16 protein-coding genes are annotated in these 16,998 nt (G+C 71.5%); 5 read left to right on the forward strand and 11 right to left on the reverse strand.

Going from position 1 to position 16,998, the window contains the following annotated elements; genetic code table 11:
* Positions 1-103: 103 nt before the first annotated feature.
* From K4L06_RS18280 to K4L06_RS18305, 6 genes are all read right to left on the reverse strand, one after another.
* Positions 104-1,516 (reverse strand): replicative DNA helicase, encoded by a 1,413-nt coding sequence (locus K4L06_RS18280; RefSeq protein WP_221672754.1) that lies wholly within the window; start codon positions 1,514-1,516, stop codon positions 104-106.
* Between the two features lie 364 nt (positions 1,517-1,880).
* On the reverse strand, positions 1,881-2,333 hold the full coding sequence (gene rplI, locus K4L06_RS18285) for a 50S ribosomal protein L9 (protein WP_221672755.1): 453 nt from the start codon (positions 2,331-2,333) through the stop codon (positions 1,881-1,883).
* A gap of 166 nt (positions 2,334-2,499) precedes the next feature.
* Complete coding sequence (gene rpsR / locus K4L06_RS18290) at positions 2,500-2,730, reverse strand: 30S ribosomal protein S18 (protein ID WP_031372470.1); 231 nt, start codon at positions 2,728-2,730, stop codon at positions 2,500-2,502.
* 11 nt (positions 2,731-2,741) lie between these two features.
* Positions 2,742-3,170 (reverse strand): 30S ribosomal protein S6, encoded by a 429-nt coding sequence (rpsF, locus tag K4L06_RS18295; RefSeq protein WP_064748257.1) that lies wholly within the window; start codon positions 3,168-3,170, stop codon positions 2,742-2,744.
* A 242-nt stretch (positions 3,171-3,412) separates the two neighbouring features.
* Positions 3,413-5,215, reverse strand: a complete 1,803-nt coding sequence (locus tag K4L06_RS18300; RefSeq protein WP_221672756.1) for a DUF885 domain-containing protein — start codon at positions 5,213-5,215, stop codon at positions 3,413-3,415.
* A gap of 188 nt (positions 5,216-5,403) precedes the next feature.
* Positions 5,404-5,742 (reverse strand): iron-sulfur cluster assembly accessory protein, encoded by a 339-nt coding sequence (locus K4L06_RS18305; protein WP_221672757.1) that lies wholly within the window; start codon positions 5,740-5,742, stop codon positions 5,404-5,406.
* 281 nt (positions 5,743-6,023) lie between these two features.
* Here K4L06_RS18305 and asnS point away from each other — a divergent pair, with 281 nt between their 5' ends.
* From asnS to K4L06_RS18330, 5 genes are all read left to right on the forward strand, one after another.
* Positions 6,024-7,424 (forward strand): asparagine--tRNA ligase, encoded by a 1,401-nt coding sequence (asnS, locus tag K4L06_RS18310; protein WP_221672758.1) that lies wholly within the window; start codon positions 6,024-6,026, stop codon positions 7,422-7,424.
* 179 nt (positions 7,425-7,603) lie between these two features.
* Positions 7,604-7,909 carry a hypothetical protein gene (locus K4L06_RS18315; RefSeq protein ID WP_221672759.1) on the forward strand — a complete coding sequence of 102 codons (306 nt, stop codon included), beginning with the start codon at positions 7,604-7,606 and terminating at the stop codon, positions 7,907-7,909.
* Positions 7,906-8,247, forward strand: a complete 342-nt coding sequence (locus K4L06_RS18320) for a hypothetical protein (RefSeq protein ID WP_221672760.1) — start codon at positions 7,906-7,908, stop codon at positions 8,245-8,247. The genes K4L06_RS18315 and K4L06_RS18320 overlap by 4 nt, the downstream gene beginning before the upstream one ends.
* 8 nt (positions 8,248-8,255) lie before the next feature.
* On the forward strand, positions 8,256-8,882 hold the full coding sequence (locus K4L06_RS18325) for an FMN-binding negative transcriptional regulator (protein ID WP_221672761.1): 627 nt from the start codon (positions 8,256-8,258) through the stop codon (positions 8,880-8,882).
* Between the two features lie 118 nt (positions 8,883-9,000).
* The gene (locus tag K4L06_RS18330) at positions 9,001-9,786 is read left to right on the forward strand and encodes an SDR family oxidoreductase (RefSeq protein WP_221672762.1); all 786 of its coding nucleotides are present in this window, start codon (positions 9,001-9,003) and stop codon (positions 9,784-9,786) included.
* Here K4L06_RS18330 and K4L06_RS18335 read toward each other — a convergent pair.
* From K4L06_RS18335 to K4L06_RS18355, 5 genes are read right to left on the reverse strand one after another with little or no spacing between them, the layout of a single operon-like run.
* On the reverse strand, positions 9,732-11,666 hold the full coding sequence (locus tag K4L06_RS18335) for a carboxypeptidase regulatory-like domain-containing protein (protein ID WP_221672763.1): 1,935 nt from the start codon (positions 11,664-11,666) through the stop codon (positions 9,732-9,734). The genes K4L06_RS18330 and K4L06_RS18335 overlap by 55 nt on opposite strands.
* Positions 11,663-13,888, reverse strand: a complete 2,226-nt coding sequence (locus K4L06_RS18340; protein ID WP_343225781.1) for a hypothetical protein — start codon at positions 13,886-13,888, stop codon at positions 11,663-11,665. The genes K4L06_RS18335 and K4L06_RS18340 overlap by 4 nt, the downstream gene beginning before the upstream one ends.
* Complete coding sequence (locus K4L06_RS18345; protein ID WP_221672764.1) at positions 13,885-15,072, reverse strand: BatA domain-containing protein; 1,188 nt, start codon at positions 15,070-15,072, stop codon at positions 13,885-13,887. The genes K4L06_RS18340 and K4L06_RS18345 overlap by 4 nt, the downstream gene beginning before the upstream one ends.
* A complete protein-coding gene (locus K4L06_RS18350; RefSeq protein WP_221672765.1) occupies positions 15,069-15,962 on the reverse strand; it encodes a DUF58 domain-containing protein in 894 nt (297 codons plus the stop codon). The genes K4L06_RS18345 and K4L06_RS18350 overlap by 4 nt, the downstream gene beginning before the upstream one ends.
* 8 nt (positions 15,963-15,970) lie before the next feature.
* The gene (locus K4L06_RS18355) at positions 15,971-16,987 is read right to left on the reverse strand and encodes a MoxR family ATPase (RefSeq protein WP_221672766.1); all 1,017 of its coding nucleotides are present in this window, start codon (positions 16,985-16,987) and stop codon (positions 15,971-15,973) included.
* Positions 16,988-16,998 lie beyond the last annotated feature (11 nt).

Below are 16,998 nucleotides of genomic sequence, written 5' to 3' on the forward strand. Positions count from 1 at the left end.
CGCCGGCGCCGAGCATAGCCGGGCGCCGCAGCGCGGCCAGTGCCTGTAGTCGGGGCGGTGGGACGAACGCCGGTTATCGCGCTGCGGACCCGCTCGCGCCGGCCTACTCGAACGAACCGATCGAATCGTGGCTGAGGTTGTCGAAGCGGGTGTATTCGCCGAAGAACTTGAGCTTGAGCGAGCCGGTCGGGCCGGAACGCTGCTTGCCGATGATGACCTCGGCCAGGCCTTTGTCCGGCGAGGTTTCCTTGTTGTAGTAGTCGTCGCGGTAAATGAAGATGATGATGTCCGCGTCCTGCTCGATAGCGCCGGATTCGCGCAGGTCGGCCATCACCGGACGCTTGTCGGCGCGCTGTTCCAGCGAGCGGTTGAGCTGCGACAACGCGATCACCGGCAGGTTGAGCTCCTTGGCCAGGTGCTTGAGCGAACGCGAGATCTCGGAGATTTCCGTGGCGCGGTTTTCGCTGTTGCCCGGCACCGACATCAGCTGCAGGTAGTCGATCACGATCAGGCCCAGGTCGTGCTCGCGCTTGAGCCGGCGCGACTTGGCGCGCAGCACGTCCGGCGACAGGCCCGGGGTGTCGTCGATGAAGATCTTGACCTCGCGCAACTGGCGGATCGCGCCGGTGACGCGCGCCCAGTCCTCGTCCTCGAGCTGGCCCGATCGCAAGCGCTGGGCGTTGACCCGGCCGACCGAGGAGATCAGGCGCAGGGCCAGCTGGCTGGCGGACATTTCCATCGAGAACACCGCCACCGCCTTCTTGGTGCGGAAGGCGACGTGCTCGGCGATGTTGAGGGCGAAGGTGGTCTTGCCCATCGCCGGACGCGCGGCCAGGATCAGCAGGTCGGTGTTCTGCAGGCCGGCGGTCATTTCGTCGAATTCGGTGTAGCCGGTCGGCAGGCCGGTGACCGCGCCGCCGTTGGCGTAGCGCGTCTGCAGCACGTCGAAGGCTTCCGACAGGGCCTTGGTCACCGGGGTGAAGTCGGTGCGCCCGCGGGCGCCGGCCTCGGCGATCGCGAACACCTGCTGCTCGGCCTTGGACAGGATCTCGCTGCTGTCGCGGCCGTCGGGCTGGAAGCCGTCGTTGACGATCTCGGTGCCGACCTCGATCAGCTTGCGCATCACCGCCTTGTCGCGAACGATCTCGGCGTAGGCGGCGATGTTGGCCGCCGAGGGCGTGGTGCTGGCCAGCTCGATCAGGTAGGCGCCGCCGGCGACTTGCTCGGACAGTCCCTGCGAGTCGAACCATTCGCCCAGGGTCACCGCGTCGAACGGCCGGCTGCGCTCGGCCAGCTCGCGGATCGCGCGGTAGATCAGCTGGTGGTCGCGACGATAGAAATCCTCTTCGACCAGTTGGTCGGCGATCCGGTCGTAGGCGTCGGGCGCCAGCATCAGCCCGCCGAGCACCGCCTGCTCGGCCTCGACCGACTGCGGCGGCACCCGCAACTGGTCGACGCGCTGCTCGGCGCGGGTCTCGAAACGCTTCTCGCCGCGGAAACCGGATCGTGCGCTCATCGGGAAGGCGTTCCTCTGCTCAGCATGGCGGCGGCCGGGTCGGCGACCGGACGAGCCGCGCGGGCTCGAAAGGGATGACGGGCGCACCGGCCGCGATCCCGCCGCGGCGCGTCGCCGGACGAAGAACGGGAAACCGGGCGCGCCTGGTGAAAACATGCCGCATGAAGCAGCATCGTAGACGCGATGCGCCGGCGGGGGTTGCAGACAGCTCTGTAGCGGACCTGTGGCGAAGTTGTGGATAAGGCGTGGACAACTCGCCCTTCTATCGCCCGACCGGGTCGCCCAGGCTGAGACTCGCCCGCGCCTGCGCCGCAAAAACGAAAGGCGCCCAGAAGGCGCCCTTCGCATGCCGCGGTCGGATCGATCAGGCCGCTTCGGGAGCGACGGTGACCTTGACCGTGATTTCGACGTCGGCGTGCAGGTGCAGCAGCACGTCGTATTCGCCGGTGCGGCGGATCGGGCCTTCACCCATGATCACTTCCGACTTCTCGACCGGGTGGCCGGCCTTGGTCAGCGCCTCGGCGATGTCGCGCGGGGTCACCGAGCCGTACAGCTTGCCTTCGGTCGCGGCGTTGGCGTAGACGGTGATCTCGACGCCTTCCAGCTTGGCCTTGCGGCCTTCGGCGCCGTCCAGCTGCGACTTGGCCTTGGCTTCGTACTCGGCGCGACGCGCTTCGAACTCGGCCAGGTTGGTGGCGGTGGCCGGAACGGCCTTGCCCTGCGGCACCAGGAAGTTGCGGCCGTAGCCCGGCTTGACGTTGACCTTGTCGCCGAGGTTGCCGAGGTTGGTGACCTTCTGCAGGAGGATCAGTTGCATAGGATTGCTCCGTATTCGTTAGCGGGCCTGTAGGCCCGCAGCAGGATTCGCTGTCCGAAAAGGCTTTGTGCGCGAGGCGGGACCGCGGCCCTCGCCCCTGCCCTCACCCGCAAGCGGGAAAGGGAGACAAAGGGTTCGCCCGCCTGAGGCGGGCGAACGGCCTTACTCAGGCGTTGTGGTTGTCGGTGTACGGGATCAGGGCCAGGAAACGGGCGCGCTTGACGGCCGTGGCCAGCTGGCGCTGGTACTTCGACTTGGTGCCGGTGACGCGGCTCGGCACGATCTTGCCGGTCTCGGTCAGGTACTGGCGCAGGGTGTTGAGATCCTTGTAGTCGATCTCTTTGACGCCCTCGGCGGTGAACTTGCAGAACTTGCGGCGGCGGAAGAACTTGGACATGGGGGCGATCCTCAGGCGGCTTCGGCGTTGTCGTCGGCGTTGTCGGCGGTGCCGACAGCGTTGTCGCTGTCGTCGTCACGACGACGGCGCTCGCCGCGCTCGGGCTTGTCGCCCTTCTCGTCCTTGAACTTCATGATCAGCGACTGCTCGGTGTCGGCTTCGTCGCGCTTCATGACCAGGTGACGCAGGACGGCGTCGTTGAAACGGAAGCCGTCGACCAGCTCGTTCAGCACGGTCTGGGTGACTTCGATGTTGAGCAGGACGTAGTGGGCCTTGACCAGGTTCTCGATCGGGTAGGCCAGCTGGCGGCGGCCCCAGTCTTCGAGACGGTGGATCTTGCCTTCGCCGCCTTCGATCAGCGACTTGTAGCGCTCGATCATGGCCGGCACCTGCTCGCTCTGGTCCGGATGGACCAGGAACACGACTTCGTAATGACGCATGGTGTGATTCCTTGTGGATGAAGGACCGCCGACGGCAGCCCGGTTCAGCCCCCCAACGCCGCAACGGCGCGGTGGAGCAAGGTCCCCTGCCCGGCCTGAGGCCGCGCGGGAGCCGGAAAGTATGGCAGCCCGGGGCTTGCGGGGCAAATCGCCCCTACGCCCTGCCCCAGGCCGAGCGTCGCAGCCGGCCTTTCAGGCCCAAGGCCCCGGCTTCGACGAATCCCGAGCCCCAGCCAAAAATCTCAGTCCTTGCCGAGATTGCTCTTCTTGCGCGCGATCCAGGCATCGATGTGCTTCTCCAGCACCGCCAGCGGCACCGAGCCGGTCGCCAGCACCTCGTCGTTGAACTCGCGCAGGTCGAAGCCCTCGCCCAGGGACTGGCGCGAACGCTCGCGCAACTCGGAGATCTTCAGCTGGCCGATCTTGTAGGCCAGGGCCTGGCCCGGCCAGCCGATGTAGCGGTCGATCTCGTTGACCACGTCCTGCTCGGTCTTGGGCGCGTTGTCGAGGAAGAAGGCGATCGCCTTGTCGCGGCTCCAGCCCTTGCTGTGCATGCCGGTGTCGACCACCAGCCGCACCGCCCGCCACATGTCGTAGGCCAACTGGCCCATGCGGTCGTAGGGGTCGTCGTACAGGCCCATGTCGTAGCCCAGGCGCTCGGCGTACAGGCCCCAGCCCTCGCCGTAGGCGACGAAATAACCGGTGCGGCGGAACATCGGCGCATCGGCCAGTTCCAGGCCGCTGGCGAACTGGAAATGGTGGCCCGGCACCGCCTCGTGCAGCGACAGCGGGATCATTTCCCAGGTCGGCCGGGTCTCGGGCTTGTACAGGTTGACGTAATAAAACCCGGCGCGGGTGCCGTCGACCGCGCCCGGCAGGTAATAGGCCGTGGTCGTGTCGGGGGCGACGTTGTCGGGGATCGGGCGCACGCCGTAGGGCTGGCGCGGAATCTTCTTGGAGATCTTGACCAGCTCCGGATCGATCCGCTTGGACACCGCGCGATAGGCGGTCAGCAGCGCCTCCGGCGTCTTATGGAAGAACTTCGGGTCGCTGCGCAGGTGGGCGAAGAACTCGGCCAGGCTGCCCTTGAAGCCGACTTCGGCCTTGACCTTCTCCATCTCGGCGCGGATCCGCGCCACTTCCTTGAGCCCGATCTGGTGGATCTGCTCGGCGCTGAGGTCGGTGGTGGTGAAATCGGCGGCGAGGAAGTCGTAGTAAGCCTTGCCGTCGGGCAGCTCGCTGGCGGCGATGCTGCTGCGCGCGGCCGGCAGGTACTCCTTGTCGAAATAGGCGGCGAAGTCGCGGTAGGCCGGCACCACCCGCTCGCGGATCAGTTGCTGCGCTTCGCGCTGCAGGCTCTCGCGCTCGGCCGCCGGCACGCCCTCGGGGAAGCGCGCGAACGGCTTGTACAACGGGCTCTTGGCCGGGTCGTCGACGATCTGCTTGGCGATCTGCGCCGGCACCCGCTGCATCAGCACCTTCGGCGGCACGATGCCGGCCTTGACGCCCTCGCGCATCAGCGCCTGGTTCTGCTCGATCAGGGCCGGCAGGCCGCGCAGGCGCGCCAGCCAGTCGCGGTAGTCCTTCGCGGTCTGGAACGGTTGCGCTTCCAGGATGCCGTCGGCCAGTTGCACGCCGCCGCTCTGCCCGACCGGGATCAGGTACTCGCGGAAACGCTGCCGCTGCACCGACTTCTCCAGGTTCCAGGCGAACACGTCGTAATTGAGCTGGTCGGCCTCAGACAGACTGCTGCGGTCGATCGCCTTCAGCCGCGCCAGGGCGGCGCGGTCGGCGGCCTGGCGGGCCTGGGTCGCGGCCAGGCCGACATCGCTCCAGCGGTCGTTGTAGCGCTTGTCGCCGTTGAAGGTCGCGCCTTCCGGATTCTCGCGCAGGCCGCGCTGCCATTCCTCGTCGAACAGGGCGTGCAGGGCTTGCGCGCTGGCGTTGCGTTGGACCGCGGCCGGCTCGGCCTGGGCGGAAGCGGCGGCGATGGGCAGGGCCAGGCCGGCCGCGATCGCGGCGGCGAGCAGAACGGGTCGAAGCATGGCGGGTTCCCCGGGAAACAGTCCCCGAGTCTAGCCCGCGGCGCCGGCGGCGCCTTATGGCGAAAGTTGGGCCGGGCGCCGAAATCTGGCGCGCCGAACGAAGCGCTTCGAAGCTGGCGCGCCGATTCAGACCGGCCCAGGCAGGCGCGATGCCCTGCGGCGATCGCCGCCGGCCGCGCGCCCGCGCCTCAGGCCGCGTCGGCCGAGGTGGTGAAGCTTTCGCCGCAGCCGCACTCGGCGGTGGCGTTGGGGTTCTGGAACACGAACATCTCGCCCAGTCCCTGCTTGAGGAAGTCGATGCGGGTGCCGTCGACCAGCGGCAGGCTGATCGGGTCGACGTAGATGCGTACGCCGTCCTGCTCGAACACGGTGTCGCCTTCGCGCGCCTCGCGCGCCAGGTCGGCGGTGTGCTGCCAGCCCGAGCAACCGGTCTTGGTCACGCCGAAGCGCAGCCCCAGTGTGCCGGGCGATTCGGCCAGGAAGTGCTGGACGCGGGCGAGAGCGGCGGGAGCGAGGGTGACGGCCATGGACGGGGCTTCTTGGGGACTTGCGGTGGAGGGTCGGCGCAGCGGATCGCGACGCCGGATTCATGTTATCAGCCCGGCCGCGGCCGGCTGTACCCGATATGGCGGCTGACCGGACCGGTTCAAGCCTGGGTTCAGGCCCGTGCCGCCGGACCGAGGCGCCGGGCCCAAGGCGGCACCGTGACCGCCGCCGCAGTTCGCCGGACCCTGCCCCCGGCGCGTGCGGCCGGCGCCATCCGTTATGATCGCCCTCCCTCACACGCAACGCGCTAAGGCGGCACGACATGACGGTGGTAAGCGTCGAACAGGCACTCGCAGGCAAGGTTCCGGCGGGCGGCGAGGTCACGGTACGCGGCTGGGTGCGCACCCGGCGCGATTCCAAGGCCGGTCTGAGCTTCGTCAACGTCAGCGACGGCTCCTGCTTCGCGCCGATCCAGGTGGTGGCGACCAACGCCCTGGCCAATTACGAAGACCAGGTGAAGCACCTCACCACCGGCTGCTCGGTGATCGCCACCGGCACCCTGGTCGCCTCGCAGGGCCAGGGCCAGAGTTTCGAGATCCAGGCCAGCAAGCTCGAAGTGGTCGGCTGGGTCGAGGACCCGCTGACCTACCCGATGCAGCCCAAGCAGCACTCGCTGGAGTACCTGCGCGAGTTCGCCCACCTGCGCCCGCGCACCAACCTGTTCGGCGCGGTGACCCGGATCCGCCACTGCCTGTCGCAGGCCGTGCACCGGTACTTCCACGAGAACGGCTACTACTGGATCAGCACCCCGATCGTCACCACCTCCGACGCCGAAGGCGCCGGGCAGATGTTCCGCGTCTCGACCCTGGACCTGGCCAACCTGCCGCGCGACAAGGACGGCGCGGTCGATTTCTCGCGCGACTTCTTCGGCAAGGAAACCTTCCTGACCGTGTCCGGCCAGCTCAACGTCGAGGCCTACTGCCTGGCGCTGAGCAAGGTCTACACCTTCGGCCCGACCTTCCGCGCCGAGAACAGCAACACCACCCGCCATCTGGCCGAGTTCTGGATGATCGAGCCGGAGATCGCCTTCGCCGACCTGATGGAGAACGCCCAGGTCGCCGAGGACTTCCTCAAGTACCTGTTCCGCGCGGTGCTGAACGAGCGCGGCGACGACATGGCCTTCATCGCCGAACGCGTCCAGCCCGACGCGATCACCCGCCTGGAAGCCTTCATCAACTCGCCGTTCGAGCGCATCGACTACACCGATGCGATCTCGCTGCTGCAGAAGTCGGGCAAGAAGTTCGAGTTCCCGGTCGAATGGGGCCTGGACCTGCAGACCGAGCACGAGCGCTGGCTGACCGAGGAACACGTCGGCCGCCCGGTGGTGGTGCTGAATTACCCCGAGCACTTCAAGGCCTTCTACATGCGCCTCAACGACGACGGCAAGACCGTCGCGGCGATGGACGTGCTGGCCCCGGGCATCGGCGAGATCATCGGCGGCAGCCAGCGCGAGGAGCGCCTGGACGTGCTCGACGCGCGCATGGCCCAGTTCGGCCTGGATCCGGCGCATTACGGCTGGTACCGCGATTTCCGCCGCTACGGCACGGTGCCGCACGCCGGCTTCGGCCTGGGCTTCGAGCGCCTGGTGGTCTATGTTTGCGGCCTGTCCAACATCCGCGACGCGATCGCCTACCCGCGCGCCCCGGGCAGCGCCGAGTTCTGAGTACATCGGAGCGGCTGCGTCCGCTCCCAGCCGTCGTTCCCGCGAAAGCGGGAACCCAGGGCTTCATCGCGACCGCGCCGTGAAGTCTCTGGATCCCCGCCTTCGCGGGGACGACGATCACCGTCGTGCGCGGCGAGCGGCCGGCAACGCGCTCCCCGCGCCTCATCGAGAGGCAGCGAGTGATCCTGTTCCTGGCCCTGACTTTCGTCGGCATCGCGATCTCCGCCGCGTGCGCGTTCGCGATCTTCTGGCCGCTGGCGCTGGTGCATCTGCGCGACCGCCACCCCTCGCTGCGCGGCGAACTCGGCGAGGCCGCGTTCGTCAGCCCGCAGGCCTGGCGCTGGCTGCTCGGCAGCCGCTACCGCAGCGCCGGCGACCGCAACCTCGACGGGCTGGCGACGCCGGCGCGGATTTCCCTGTTGACCGTTTTCGCCGCACTGGCCTGCGCCGGCCTGCTGTGGCTGCTTTCCATGGTGGTGTCATGAGCGAATCCGAAATCTCCAGCGCCGGCGACGCCGGCGCTTCCCGCAGCGAGCAGTGGTGGCTGGCCACCCTCGGCCGCACCGTGATCTGGGCCCGGCTGCGGGTGCGCGAGGCCGGCACCGCCGAGGTCTTCGACAGCGACGGTAATACCCTGCCCTACGACAGCGAGGACACCGCCCGCGCCGCGCTGATGGACGCCGAGTTCGTCGAACTCGACGGCCTCGACGAGGACGACGCGCAAGCGCGCGGCTTCGCCCTGGCCGAACTGGCGCCGCCGCGCGCGGGCGACGACGAGGGCCTGGCCGCGCTGATGATCCAGAAGCTGCCGCAACGGCACTGAGCCCGGCCATGTACCTGCCCCGCGCATTCGCCGAAACCGACCTGGGCGCGCTCGACCGCCTGGCCGACGCCTACGACTTCGCCAGCCTGATCACGGTGCGCGAGGGCGCGCCGGAGGTCAGCCACCTGCCGCTGCTGTACCGGCGCGAGGGCGAGCGGATCGAACTGCGCGGCCACTGGGCCCGGCCCAACCCGCAGGCGCGCCACGCCGGCCCGGCGCTGGTGGTGCTGCAGGGCCCGCACGCCTATGTCTCGCCGGGCTGGTACCCGGACAAGGAAAGCGCGGCGCGGGTGCCGACCTGGAACTACGCCCTGGCCCATCTGCACGGCGAGTTGCAGACCTTCGAGGACGAAACAGGACTGGCGCAGTTGGTCGACGACCTCAGCCGCCGCCACGAAGCCCGCCTCGGCAGCGACTGGCGCTTCGAATTCGAACGCGACGACCACCGCCGCCAGTTGCGCGGCATCGTCGGCTTCCGCTTCCTGGTCGAGCGGATCGAACTCAAGTTCAAGCTCAGCCAGAACCATCCCCAGGCCAACCGCGACAGCGTCGTCGCGCGGTTGCAGGCGCAGGATCGCGACGACAGCCGCGCCATCGCCGCGCTGATGCGCGAGCGCGCCGCGCAGGCCGAGTGACCGGTCGGGTGACCGACCTAGTGAATTGGCGCGCGTTTGCGCGGTCGAAGGACGGCCCGCAAACGCCGGCCGGGACCATCGTCCGAGTGAATCGAATCGAGCGAATCGGAGACTGCGTATGGATCTGAACCTCAGCGGCAAGCACGCCCTGGTCTGCGGCGCCTCCGAAGGCATCGGCCGCGCCGCCGCGCACGAACTGGCCCTGCTCGGCTGCGACGTCACCGTGCTGGCGCGCCGGGCCGAGGCCCTGGCCGAGGTCGCCGCGGCGCTGCCGCGCCAGGGCGCGCAGGCGCACGGCTGGATCGCCGCCGACGTCGCCGACGCCGCCGGCCTGGCGGCGCAGGTCGAGGCCCTCGCGGCCGGCAAGCCGGTGCAGATCCTGGTCAACAACACCGGCGGCCCGCCGGGCGGCCCGGCCCATGCCGCCGCCGACGCGGCTTATTTCGATGCCTTCCAGCGCCATCTGATCGCCAACCACACCCTGGTGCGCGCGTTGCTGCCGGGCATGCGCTCGGCGCGCTGGGGGCGGATCGTCAACGTGATCTCGACCTCGGTACGCGAACCCATCGTCGGCCTGGGCGTGTCCAACACCATCCGCGGCGCGGTCGCCAGTTGGGCCAAGACCCTCTCGCGCGAGCTGGCCGGCGACGGCATCACGGTCAACAACGTCCTGCCTGGGTACACCAAGACCGGACGCATCGAACAGATCATCGCCGACCGTGCGCGCAACAGCGGCCAGTCCGAGCAGGAAGTGATCGAAGCGATGCGCAAGACCGTGCCGGCGCAGCGCTTCGCCGAACCCGGCGAGATCGCCGCCTGCATCGCCTTCCTGTGCTCGCCGGCGGCCGGCTACGTCAACGGCGTCAGCCTGGCCGTCGACGGCGGCCGCATGCAATCGATCTGAGCGCCCAATCCCCTTGTAGGAGCGGCGTCGCGGCGGCCGAGGCGCGAGCGTTCGAACCACCACAGCAGGCTCGCGGCGGTCAGCCAGGCCAGGAACCAGGGCCAGGCGGGCATGCGCGCCGGCGCGGTCGGTGCGAACCAGCGCGGTTGCGCTGGCTCCAAGGCGACCGCCGCCGACGACGGCCGCACTAGCGCCGCGGTCGCCTGGCGCAATTCGTTCGCGCGCAAGCCCGGCGCCTCGTCCTGGGCGCGCACCACGAACGGCACGCGTCGCGTGCCGTCGACCAGCAGATGCCAGCCGGCCTGTTGCGGCCAGAATCCGGAGCAGCGCCGCGCGCCGCTGGCCGGATCGGGCAGCAATCCGATCTGGCCGCCGTCTGGCGCGAACACCCGAGCCGAATCGCCCAGCCCGCACAGCACGCTGCGGCGGTGCTGGCGGAACGGGTCCGATTCGGCGGCCTCGTCGCGCAGCGGCGTTTCGACCGCGTTCGCCCGCGCCAGCGTGGCCACGGCCTGGCTCCACAGCTGCGCATGCAGTTCGTCGCGCCCGGCCAGCACCAGGCGAAAACTGTCGCCCAAGGTCCATACCGCGACCCGGCCGCGGCCCCGGGCGCGCCAGGCCGCCAACGCCGCGCCGTCGGCGGCGCGCAGCCAGACCTGCGCCGTCGCCGGCAAGGCCAGCGCCCGCCGGCTCAGCAGCGGCGTCTCGCCAGGCGCTTGCTCCGGCCGCCGCGGCGCATCGGCGCTGCCGGGCCCCAGGCGCGCCCGCACCGCGGCCTCGTCGCGCGCCTGCGCCGGCCAACGCGCCGGCAGCGCATCCGCGCCGGCGCCGAGCTCGAAACCGAACCCGCGCCACTGCGCCCGGGTCCGCGCCGACAAGGGACCGGTGACGCGCAACAGCACGCCGAGCCCGTCGCGCGCCGCCGCAGACACCGCGGTTCGCGAGGCCTCGCTCAAGCCGTCCCAGGCGCGCTCGTCGACCAGCAGCAGGTCGAAGCCGGCCAGGGTCGCGGCATCGATCGGCAACGGCGGATCGCCGATCTGCAGTCCGGCGCCCAGCGCGATCTGGCTGTGCAGGCGCACGCCGGCGTCCTCGGCCCAGCGCCGCAGGTACTTCAGCTCCGGATTCGGCGCGCCGGCGAGCAGCAGCACGCGCGGCGCCGCGTCCGTGGCGACGTTCAACGGCAGCGACAAGGTGTCGACCGCCGCGCCGCGCGCATCGCGCAGGCGCAGCACGAACTCCACCGGACCGGCCACCCGGGCCAGGCCTTCGAGCCGGAAGCGTCCGTCGCGCGCCAGCGCGATGCGGTCGATGCGCTGGCCGGCCGGGTCGAGCAGTTCGGCGCTGCCGCCGGCCAGATCGTGGGCGCGGCCGTGCACGGCGAAGACATTGCCCGCGCTGGCCCGCTGCGGCGGCCACCATTCGCTCAGGCCGCGCGGCAGCGGCGCCGGGACGAAGCTCAGCGCCAGCCCCTGCGCCGCAGCGTGGTCGCGCGGCTCCAGGCCGGCGCCGATCACCCGCAAACGCCGCGCCTGCGGATGACGGCGCAGGGCCGTGGCCAGGTCCGGCACGCGTTCGCCGTCCAGACCGGGCGGAGCCTCCGGCAGGACCACCCGCGCCGCATCCGCGGCGAACGCGTCCGGCGCGGCGGCGGCGGTGAGCACGACCAGTTCCGCCTGCGGCGTGCGCAGCGGCGGCGGCGGGAACAGGGTCAGGAACAGCAGCGCCGCGCACAGCGGTTGCGCGGCCAGCAACAGGCCCAGCCGCCAGGCGCGTGCGCGATGTTCCGGCACGGTGCGGTACTGGCGCGCGAGCAGGCGCAGCACGGCGACCAGTGTCGCCGATGCCAGCAGGGCGGCGGCCGCGACGCCCGGGTTCATCGTCCGCCCTCCGCCTGCAAGGCCTCGAAATAACGCCGGTCGCCGGCGTCGCCCGCGGCGCGGCGCGGCACCGTCGCCGCTGGACGCGCCAGCACCGGCCACAACAGGGCGCGCAGTCGCGCCCGGCAGTCGCTGCAGTCGCCGCGCTGGCGCAGCGCATCCAACGCGGCCGCGAACGCCAGCGGATCGCTCACCCGCTCCGGATGCGCGCCGAGCCAACGCTCCAGGGCGGCGTAGTCGACCGGCGCCGCGGCGGCGCCCGGCACCGGCTGCAAGGCCTGCCACAGGGCCGCCGGCAAGGGGTCGGCGGCGGTCGCCGCGACCAGCGGATCGGCGCGCCGCGCCAGGCCGGCGCGGTCGCCGCTCAGGCGACGGGAGAAGTCGATCGGCGGCAGCTCCGGGCCGACCCGGGCCAGGTAGATCCGGTCCGCCTGCTGCACCTGCTTGATCAGGCGCAGGGCGCGATAGGCATACGGCAGCGCTTGTTGCGGCCGGCCCTGGCGCAGTTGCAGTTCCGACTGCCACATCTCGTCCAGCGCCGATTTGAGCAAGGTCCGGGTCTTGGGGTCGAGCAAGGTCGCGGCCTCGGCGATGTCGTGGGTGTGGCCGAACTGCTCCAGCACCGAGCCGGCTTCGCCGAAGCGCTGCGGCACCGGGTCGTGGGTGTGGCCGTCCTCGCCGGCCGGCGCCGGTTTCGCTGTCGCACCGTCCGCGCCGGGTGCGGCTGGGTGCCCGTCGTGGGCGCCGCCTTCGTGCGCCGCGGCGTCGTGCTCGGTCTCATTCGCGTCGTTGGTCGGCAAGCTCGGCGCGCCTTCGGATTCCTCGCCCAGGAACTGGCCGTAGCGCAAGCGCAGCAGGCGCTGGTCGACGCCGATCGCGTCGGAACGCTGGACGAAGCGTTCGCCGTCGAGCTTGCGCCGCTGCGCGATCAGCGCTTCGGCGTCGATGATGATCTGGCGCTGGCTGCGGAAATACGCCGGCATCACCGTCTTGACCAGCCCTTCCACCCCGGTCGCCTCGCTGCCCTGCTCGGCCGGCCAGCGCAGGATCAGGCTGGCGCTGCGCACGCTCTGCGCCTGCGGGCGGCGGTTGTCGTCGACGCTGAGCTGCACGATCAGGTCGTCGCCGCGGGCGAAGCCCAGCGCGGCCAGGTCCAGGCGCAGCGCGTAGCGCTTGGCGGCCGCGCCGCCGCGGCCGGGCACGCGCAGGGTCTGCTCGCGAAAGGCGATGTTCTCGCCGCTGCCCTGGGCCAGGGTCACGCGCAGCGTGGCGTAGGCGGCCAGGCCATAGTCGTCGCTGGCGTCGAAGGCCAACGGCCAGTGGCGCTGGCCGGGCTCGACCAGGCTGAGGCTGCGTTCGGGCTCGATCGTCCGCAGTTGCGGCGGATGGTCCGGTACCACGTCGAGCCGGTGCAACCGCTGCGACTGCGTCGCCGGCGCGCCGCGGGCGACGATCCGGTACAGCGCCGAACGGGCCAGCGTGCCTTGCCCATGCCAGTCGCCGTCCGCGCCGCGTTGCAAGGGCAGCCGCCGGCCGTCGAGGAAGGCCAGCTCGGCGGTTTGCGGTTGCGGCGCGAAACGCAGCCGCCAGCGCAGGCTCGAGCCTTCGGCGATGCGCCCCTGCAGGCCGGGTTCGTCGCGCGCCGGCAGGCCGGTGTAGGCCGGCGGCTGCACGCGCAGGTTCTGCGCCAGCAGGCGCGGCTGCCCCGGCGCGGCGGCGACCGCGGGCGCCGGCGTCAAACCGCCTTCGCTCGGCGCCGCCGGGGTTCGCGGCCACAACAGCGCGGCGGCGGCGAGGGCCGCAGCCGCCAGCCCCGACAGCGCTATCCATCGCCGCGACCAGGCCGGACGCAGATCGGGCGCCGGTCCGGCGGCCAATCGCGCCTGCAGCCGCGCTTGCTGCAGGCGCTGCAGTGGGTTGAGATCTTGCTCGCGCGCGAACAGCAGCTCGGCGCTGTCGTCCATGTCGCGGCGCAGACCGTCGAGCCGTCGCGTCAGCCAGCGCCGGTCGAGCGCGGCGGCGGCGCGCCAGGCGAACGCCGACACGATGCCGGCGGCGACGACGAAGCCGAGCGCGGCGACGGCGGTACCGCAAACGCGCCACAAGCCGGCGGCGAGCGCCGCCGCCCACGGCAGCCCCAGCGCGGCCCGGTCCAGACCGCGACGCCAACGCGCCGCACGCCAGGCCCGGCGCAGCCGCAGCTCGGCCGCAGCGGCGCTCACGGCCCGCCTCCGCTGCGCGCCCGTGTGGCCCGCCAGCGTTCCAGCAACGCGACCAGGGCGATAGCTACAGCCAGCCACGGACCCAGGTCCTGCGGCGGCAAGACCGCGGCGACCGCGCCGGTGCGCGGCACGACATCGCCGGCCCGCGCCCGCGTCGGCGGCGGCGAAGACGGTTGGAACAAGCCGCGCAAGCCGGCGACGAAGCCGGGCTCGAGCAGTTCCGGCCATTGCGCCGGCGACAACGGCCGGGTCAGACGCAGCAAGCGGCCGCGACCGTAGTGGCCGCCCTGCGCCAGCACCGCGCCGGCGGCGTCGCGCCACAAGGCAGCAGGTTCCGGCGCGGCATCGGCCGGCCAGTCCGCCTGCGCATCCAGCAACACGGTGGCGCCCTCGCGCGCGCGCGCCAGGACCGTCGCGGGTACCGCGCCGGGCGCGAGCCAGATCAATCCGTTCGAGGCCTGCGGCCAGGATGCCGAGAGCGGCGCGACATCGGCTCGCGCGTCGGCCGGCGCGGTCGCGCTCCAGGCCATCAGCGCCGCGCGCAGGTACGGAAGCGCCGAAGCGCGCTCGGGCGCATGCCGCAACGCCGGCGGCGCGACGGCCGCCAGCGCGACCATCGGCGGCGACGGCGAGGCACCCGCGGTCGCGTGCCAGCCGATCCGCCGCGACAGGCGCAGCCGTTCTGCGTCCAGTCCGCCCAGACGCTCGGGCACGAACACCTGCAGCGCGGCCTGCGCCGGCAGGCGCGCATCGAGTTCGCGCAACAGGCTGGCGGTCGCCGCCGTGCCTGCGTCGGCGGGCGGGACGACAGCTTCTTCGGCGACGGCGGGAAAGCCCGGGATCAGCCAATGCAGGCCTGCGCCCTGCGCGGCTGCCGCGGCACGCGCCGCTGCCAAGTCCGCGCCCGGGGCCACCGCCACCCAAGCGCGTGCGCTGTCGGCGCCCGACAACACCGGCCGCGCCAGCCACAGCGCCAGCAGGGCCAGCAGCAACAACCGCAGCAACAGCAGCGGCCAATCGTCGAAGCGGATCCGATGGCGCGGTTTCGGCCGTTGCCGCAACCAGCGCAGCGCGGCGAACTCGGTCGGGCGCTGTTCGCTGCGCCGGGCCAGATGGATCAGCAAGGGCAGGACCCAGGCCGCCAGCGCGGCCAGGCCCAAAGGCAGCAACAGCGCCAGGCTCACGCGCCCTCCGCTGCGTCGCGGCCGCCGAACAGCCGCCGCAGCGGCAGGTCCAGTTCCTGGTCGAGCACGTATTCGGCGCGGCGGATGCCGCAGGCCTGCAATCGCGCGTCGATCGCCTGGCGTGCTGCGGCGAAGCGGCGCAGGAACTCCTCGCGCAGCGCGGCGCCGTCGCCGAGCAGTTCCTCGCCGGTTTCCGGATCGCGGAAGCGGTGCCCGCCGCGGTATGGGAAGTCGCGCTCCTCGGCGGTCAGGATGCGGATGCTCAGCACTTCGCGCCGCGCCGCGGCCAGCCGCTCGGCGACCTCCAGCGCGGCCTCGTCGAAGCCGTCGCCGAGCATCAGCACCAGGTCGCCGGCGCCGATCCGCTCCCACAACGGCCGCAGCCGTTGCGGCGCCGGCCAGCGACCTTGCGCGCGCAAGGCATGCAGTTCCAGCCACAGCCGGTCGCGCTGGCGGGTGCCGGTGGCCGGAGCGATCAGGCGCAGGCCGTCTTCCTGCAGGGCGATCAAGCCGAAACGGTCGCCCTGGCGCAGGGCCAGCTCCGCCGCGCACGCGGCCAGGGCCTTGGCCGCATCGAGCCGGCTCCAGTTGGGACGGGCGGCGTCGCCCTGCCCCATCGAGGCGCTGGCGTCGACCAGCAGCCACAGCGCCAGCGGACTTTCGCGCTCGGCTTCGCGGACGAAGAAGCGGTCCGAGCGCGCGTACAACTTCCAGTCGATCTGGCGCGGCTCGTCGCCGGGCTCGTAGGCGCGGTACTGGGCGAATTCCAGGCCGGCGCCACGGCTGCGGCTGCGGTGCTGGCCCAGTCCGTGCGCGCCGACCGCGCGCCGCGAAACCAGGCTCAGACCGCGCAGGCGCGCCCGCACCGCCGGCGGAATCAGCTCGCGCATGCGCCGGCTCAGGCGTCCGGCGCGGGCAAGGCGCGCAGCAGCACCGCGACCACATCGTCGGCGCTGCGCGATTCGGCCTCGGCGGCGAACGACAGCAACAGGCGGTGGCGCATCACCGGCGCGGCTAGGGCGATCACGTCCTCGCGGGTCGCGGCCAGGCGGCCGTGCAGCAGGGCGCGGGCTTTCGAGGCCAGGGCCAGCGACTGGCCGGCGCGCGGGCCGGCGCCCCATTTCACCCATTGCCGGACTTCGGCCGGCGCGCCGTCGCCCGGCCGGCTGGCGCGCACCAGGCGGGTGATCCAGCGCAGCAGGTCTTCGCTCAGATGCACCTCGCGCACCCGCGCCTGCAGCGCCAACAGGTCGGCGCCGTGCATCACCCGCGGCACCTGCGCGCCGTGGCTGCCGGTGGTCTGGCGCAGGATGTCGTGTTCTTCGTTCTCGCTCGGGTAGCCGACCCGGATGTGCAGCAGAAAGCGGTCGAGCTGGGCTTCGGGCAAGGGATAGGTGCCGGCCTGTTCGAGCGGGTTCTGGGTCGCCAGGACGAAGAACGGCGCCGGCAGCGCGTGGGTGGTGCCGGCGTAGCTGACCGTGCGTTCCTGCATCGCCTCCAGCAACGCGGCCTGGGTCTTGGGCGGGGTGCGGTTGAGTTCGTCGGCCAGCAGCAGATGGGTGAAGATCGGCCCGGGCTGGAAGCGGAAATGACGATGGCCGGTGCCGTGGTCTTCTTCCAGCAACTCGGTGCCGAGCAGGTCGCTGGGCATCAGATCGGGGGTGAACTGGACGCGCCGGAACTGCAGCTCCAGCGCCTGCCCCAGCGAACGCACCAGCAGGGTCTTGCCCAGCCCGGGCACGCCCTCGAGCAGGCAATGGCCGCCGGCGAGCAGGCCGATCAGCAACTGCTCGACCACCTCGTCCTGGCCGACGATCGCCTGCGCGATCGCCCCGCGCAACTCGCCCAGCCGCTCCAGCAGCGCCTGCAACCCGACTTCGCCGCCCACTTCGTCCGCTACCGCCTTGGTGTTCATGTCTGGTCCCG

The organism is Lysobacter sp. BMK333-48F3, assembly GCF_019733395.1.
Classification (GTDB): Bacteria; Pseudomonadota; Gammaproteobacteria; order Xanthomonadales; family Xanthomonadaceae; genus Lysobacter.

What these genes read in the sequence shown, in the direction of transcription:
- K4L06_RS18300 (WP_221672756.1), bottom strand. Translation starts at nt 5,215, where the DNA reads ATGCTTCGACCCGTTCTGCTCGCCGCCGCGATCGCGGCCGGCCTGGCC.
- K4L06_RS18325 (WP_221672761.1), top strand. Translation starts at nt 8,256, where the DNA reads ATGTACCTGCCCCGCGCATTCGCCGAAACCGACCTGGGCGCGCTCGAC.
- K4L06_RS18355 (WP_221672766.1), bottom strand. Translation starts at nt 16,987, where the DNA reads ATGAACACCAAGGCGGTAGCGGACGAAGTGGGCGGCGAAGTCGGGTTG.
- K4L06_RS18305 (WP_221672757.1), bottom strand. Translation starts at nt 5,742, where the DNA reads ATGGCCGTCACCCTCGCTCCCGCCGCTCTCGCCCGCGTCCAGCACTTC.
- K4L06_RS18330 (WP_221672762.1), top strand. Translation starts at nt 9,001, where the DNA reads ATGGATCTGAACCTCAGCGGCAAGCACGCCCTGGTCTGCGGCGCCTCC.
- K4L06_RS18280 (WP_221672754.1), bottom strand. Translation starts at nt 1,516, where the DNA reads ATGAGCGCACGATCCGGTTTCCGCGGCGAGAAGCGTTTCGAGACCCGC.
- K4L06_RS18350 (WP_221672765.1), bottom strand. Translation starts at nt 15,962, where the DNA reads ATGCGCGAGCTGATTCCGCCGGCGGTGCGGGCGCGCCTGCGCGGTCTG.
- K4L06_RS18335 (WP_221672763.1), bottom strand. Translation starts at nt 11,666, where the DNA reads ATGAACCCGGGCGTCGCGGCCGCCGCCCTGCTGGCATCGGCGACACTG.
- rplI (WP_221672755.1), bottom strand. Translation starts at nt 2,333, where the DNA reads ATGCAACTGATCCTCCTGCAGAAGGTCACCAACCTCGGCAACCTCGGC.
- rpsR (WP_031372470.1), bottom strand. Translation starts at nt 2,730, where the DNA reads ATGTCCAAGTTCTTCCGCCGCCGCAAGTTCTGCAAGTTCACCGCCGAG.
- asnS (WP_221672758.1), top strand. Translation starts at nt 6,024, where the DNA reads ATGACGGTGGTAAGCGTCGAACAGGCACTCGCAGGCAAGGTTCCGGCG.
- rpsF (WP_064748257.1), bottom strand. Translation starts at nt 3,170, where the DNA reads ATGCGTCATTACGAAGTCGTGTTCCTGGTCCATCCGGACCAGAGCGAG.
- K4L06_RS18320 (WP_221672760.1), top strand. Translation starts at nt 7,906, where the DNA reads ATGAGCGAATCCGAAATCTCCAGCGCCGGCGACGCCGGCGCTTCCCGC.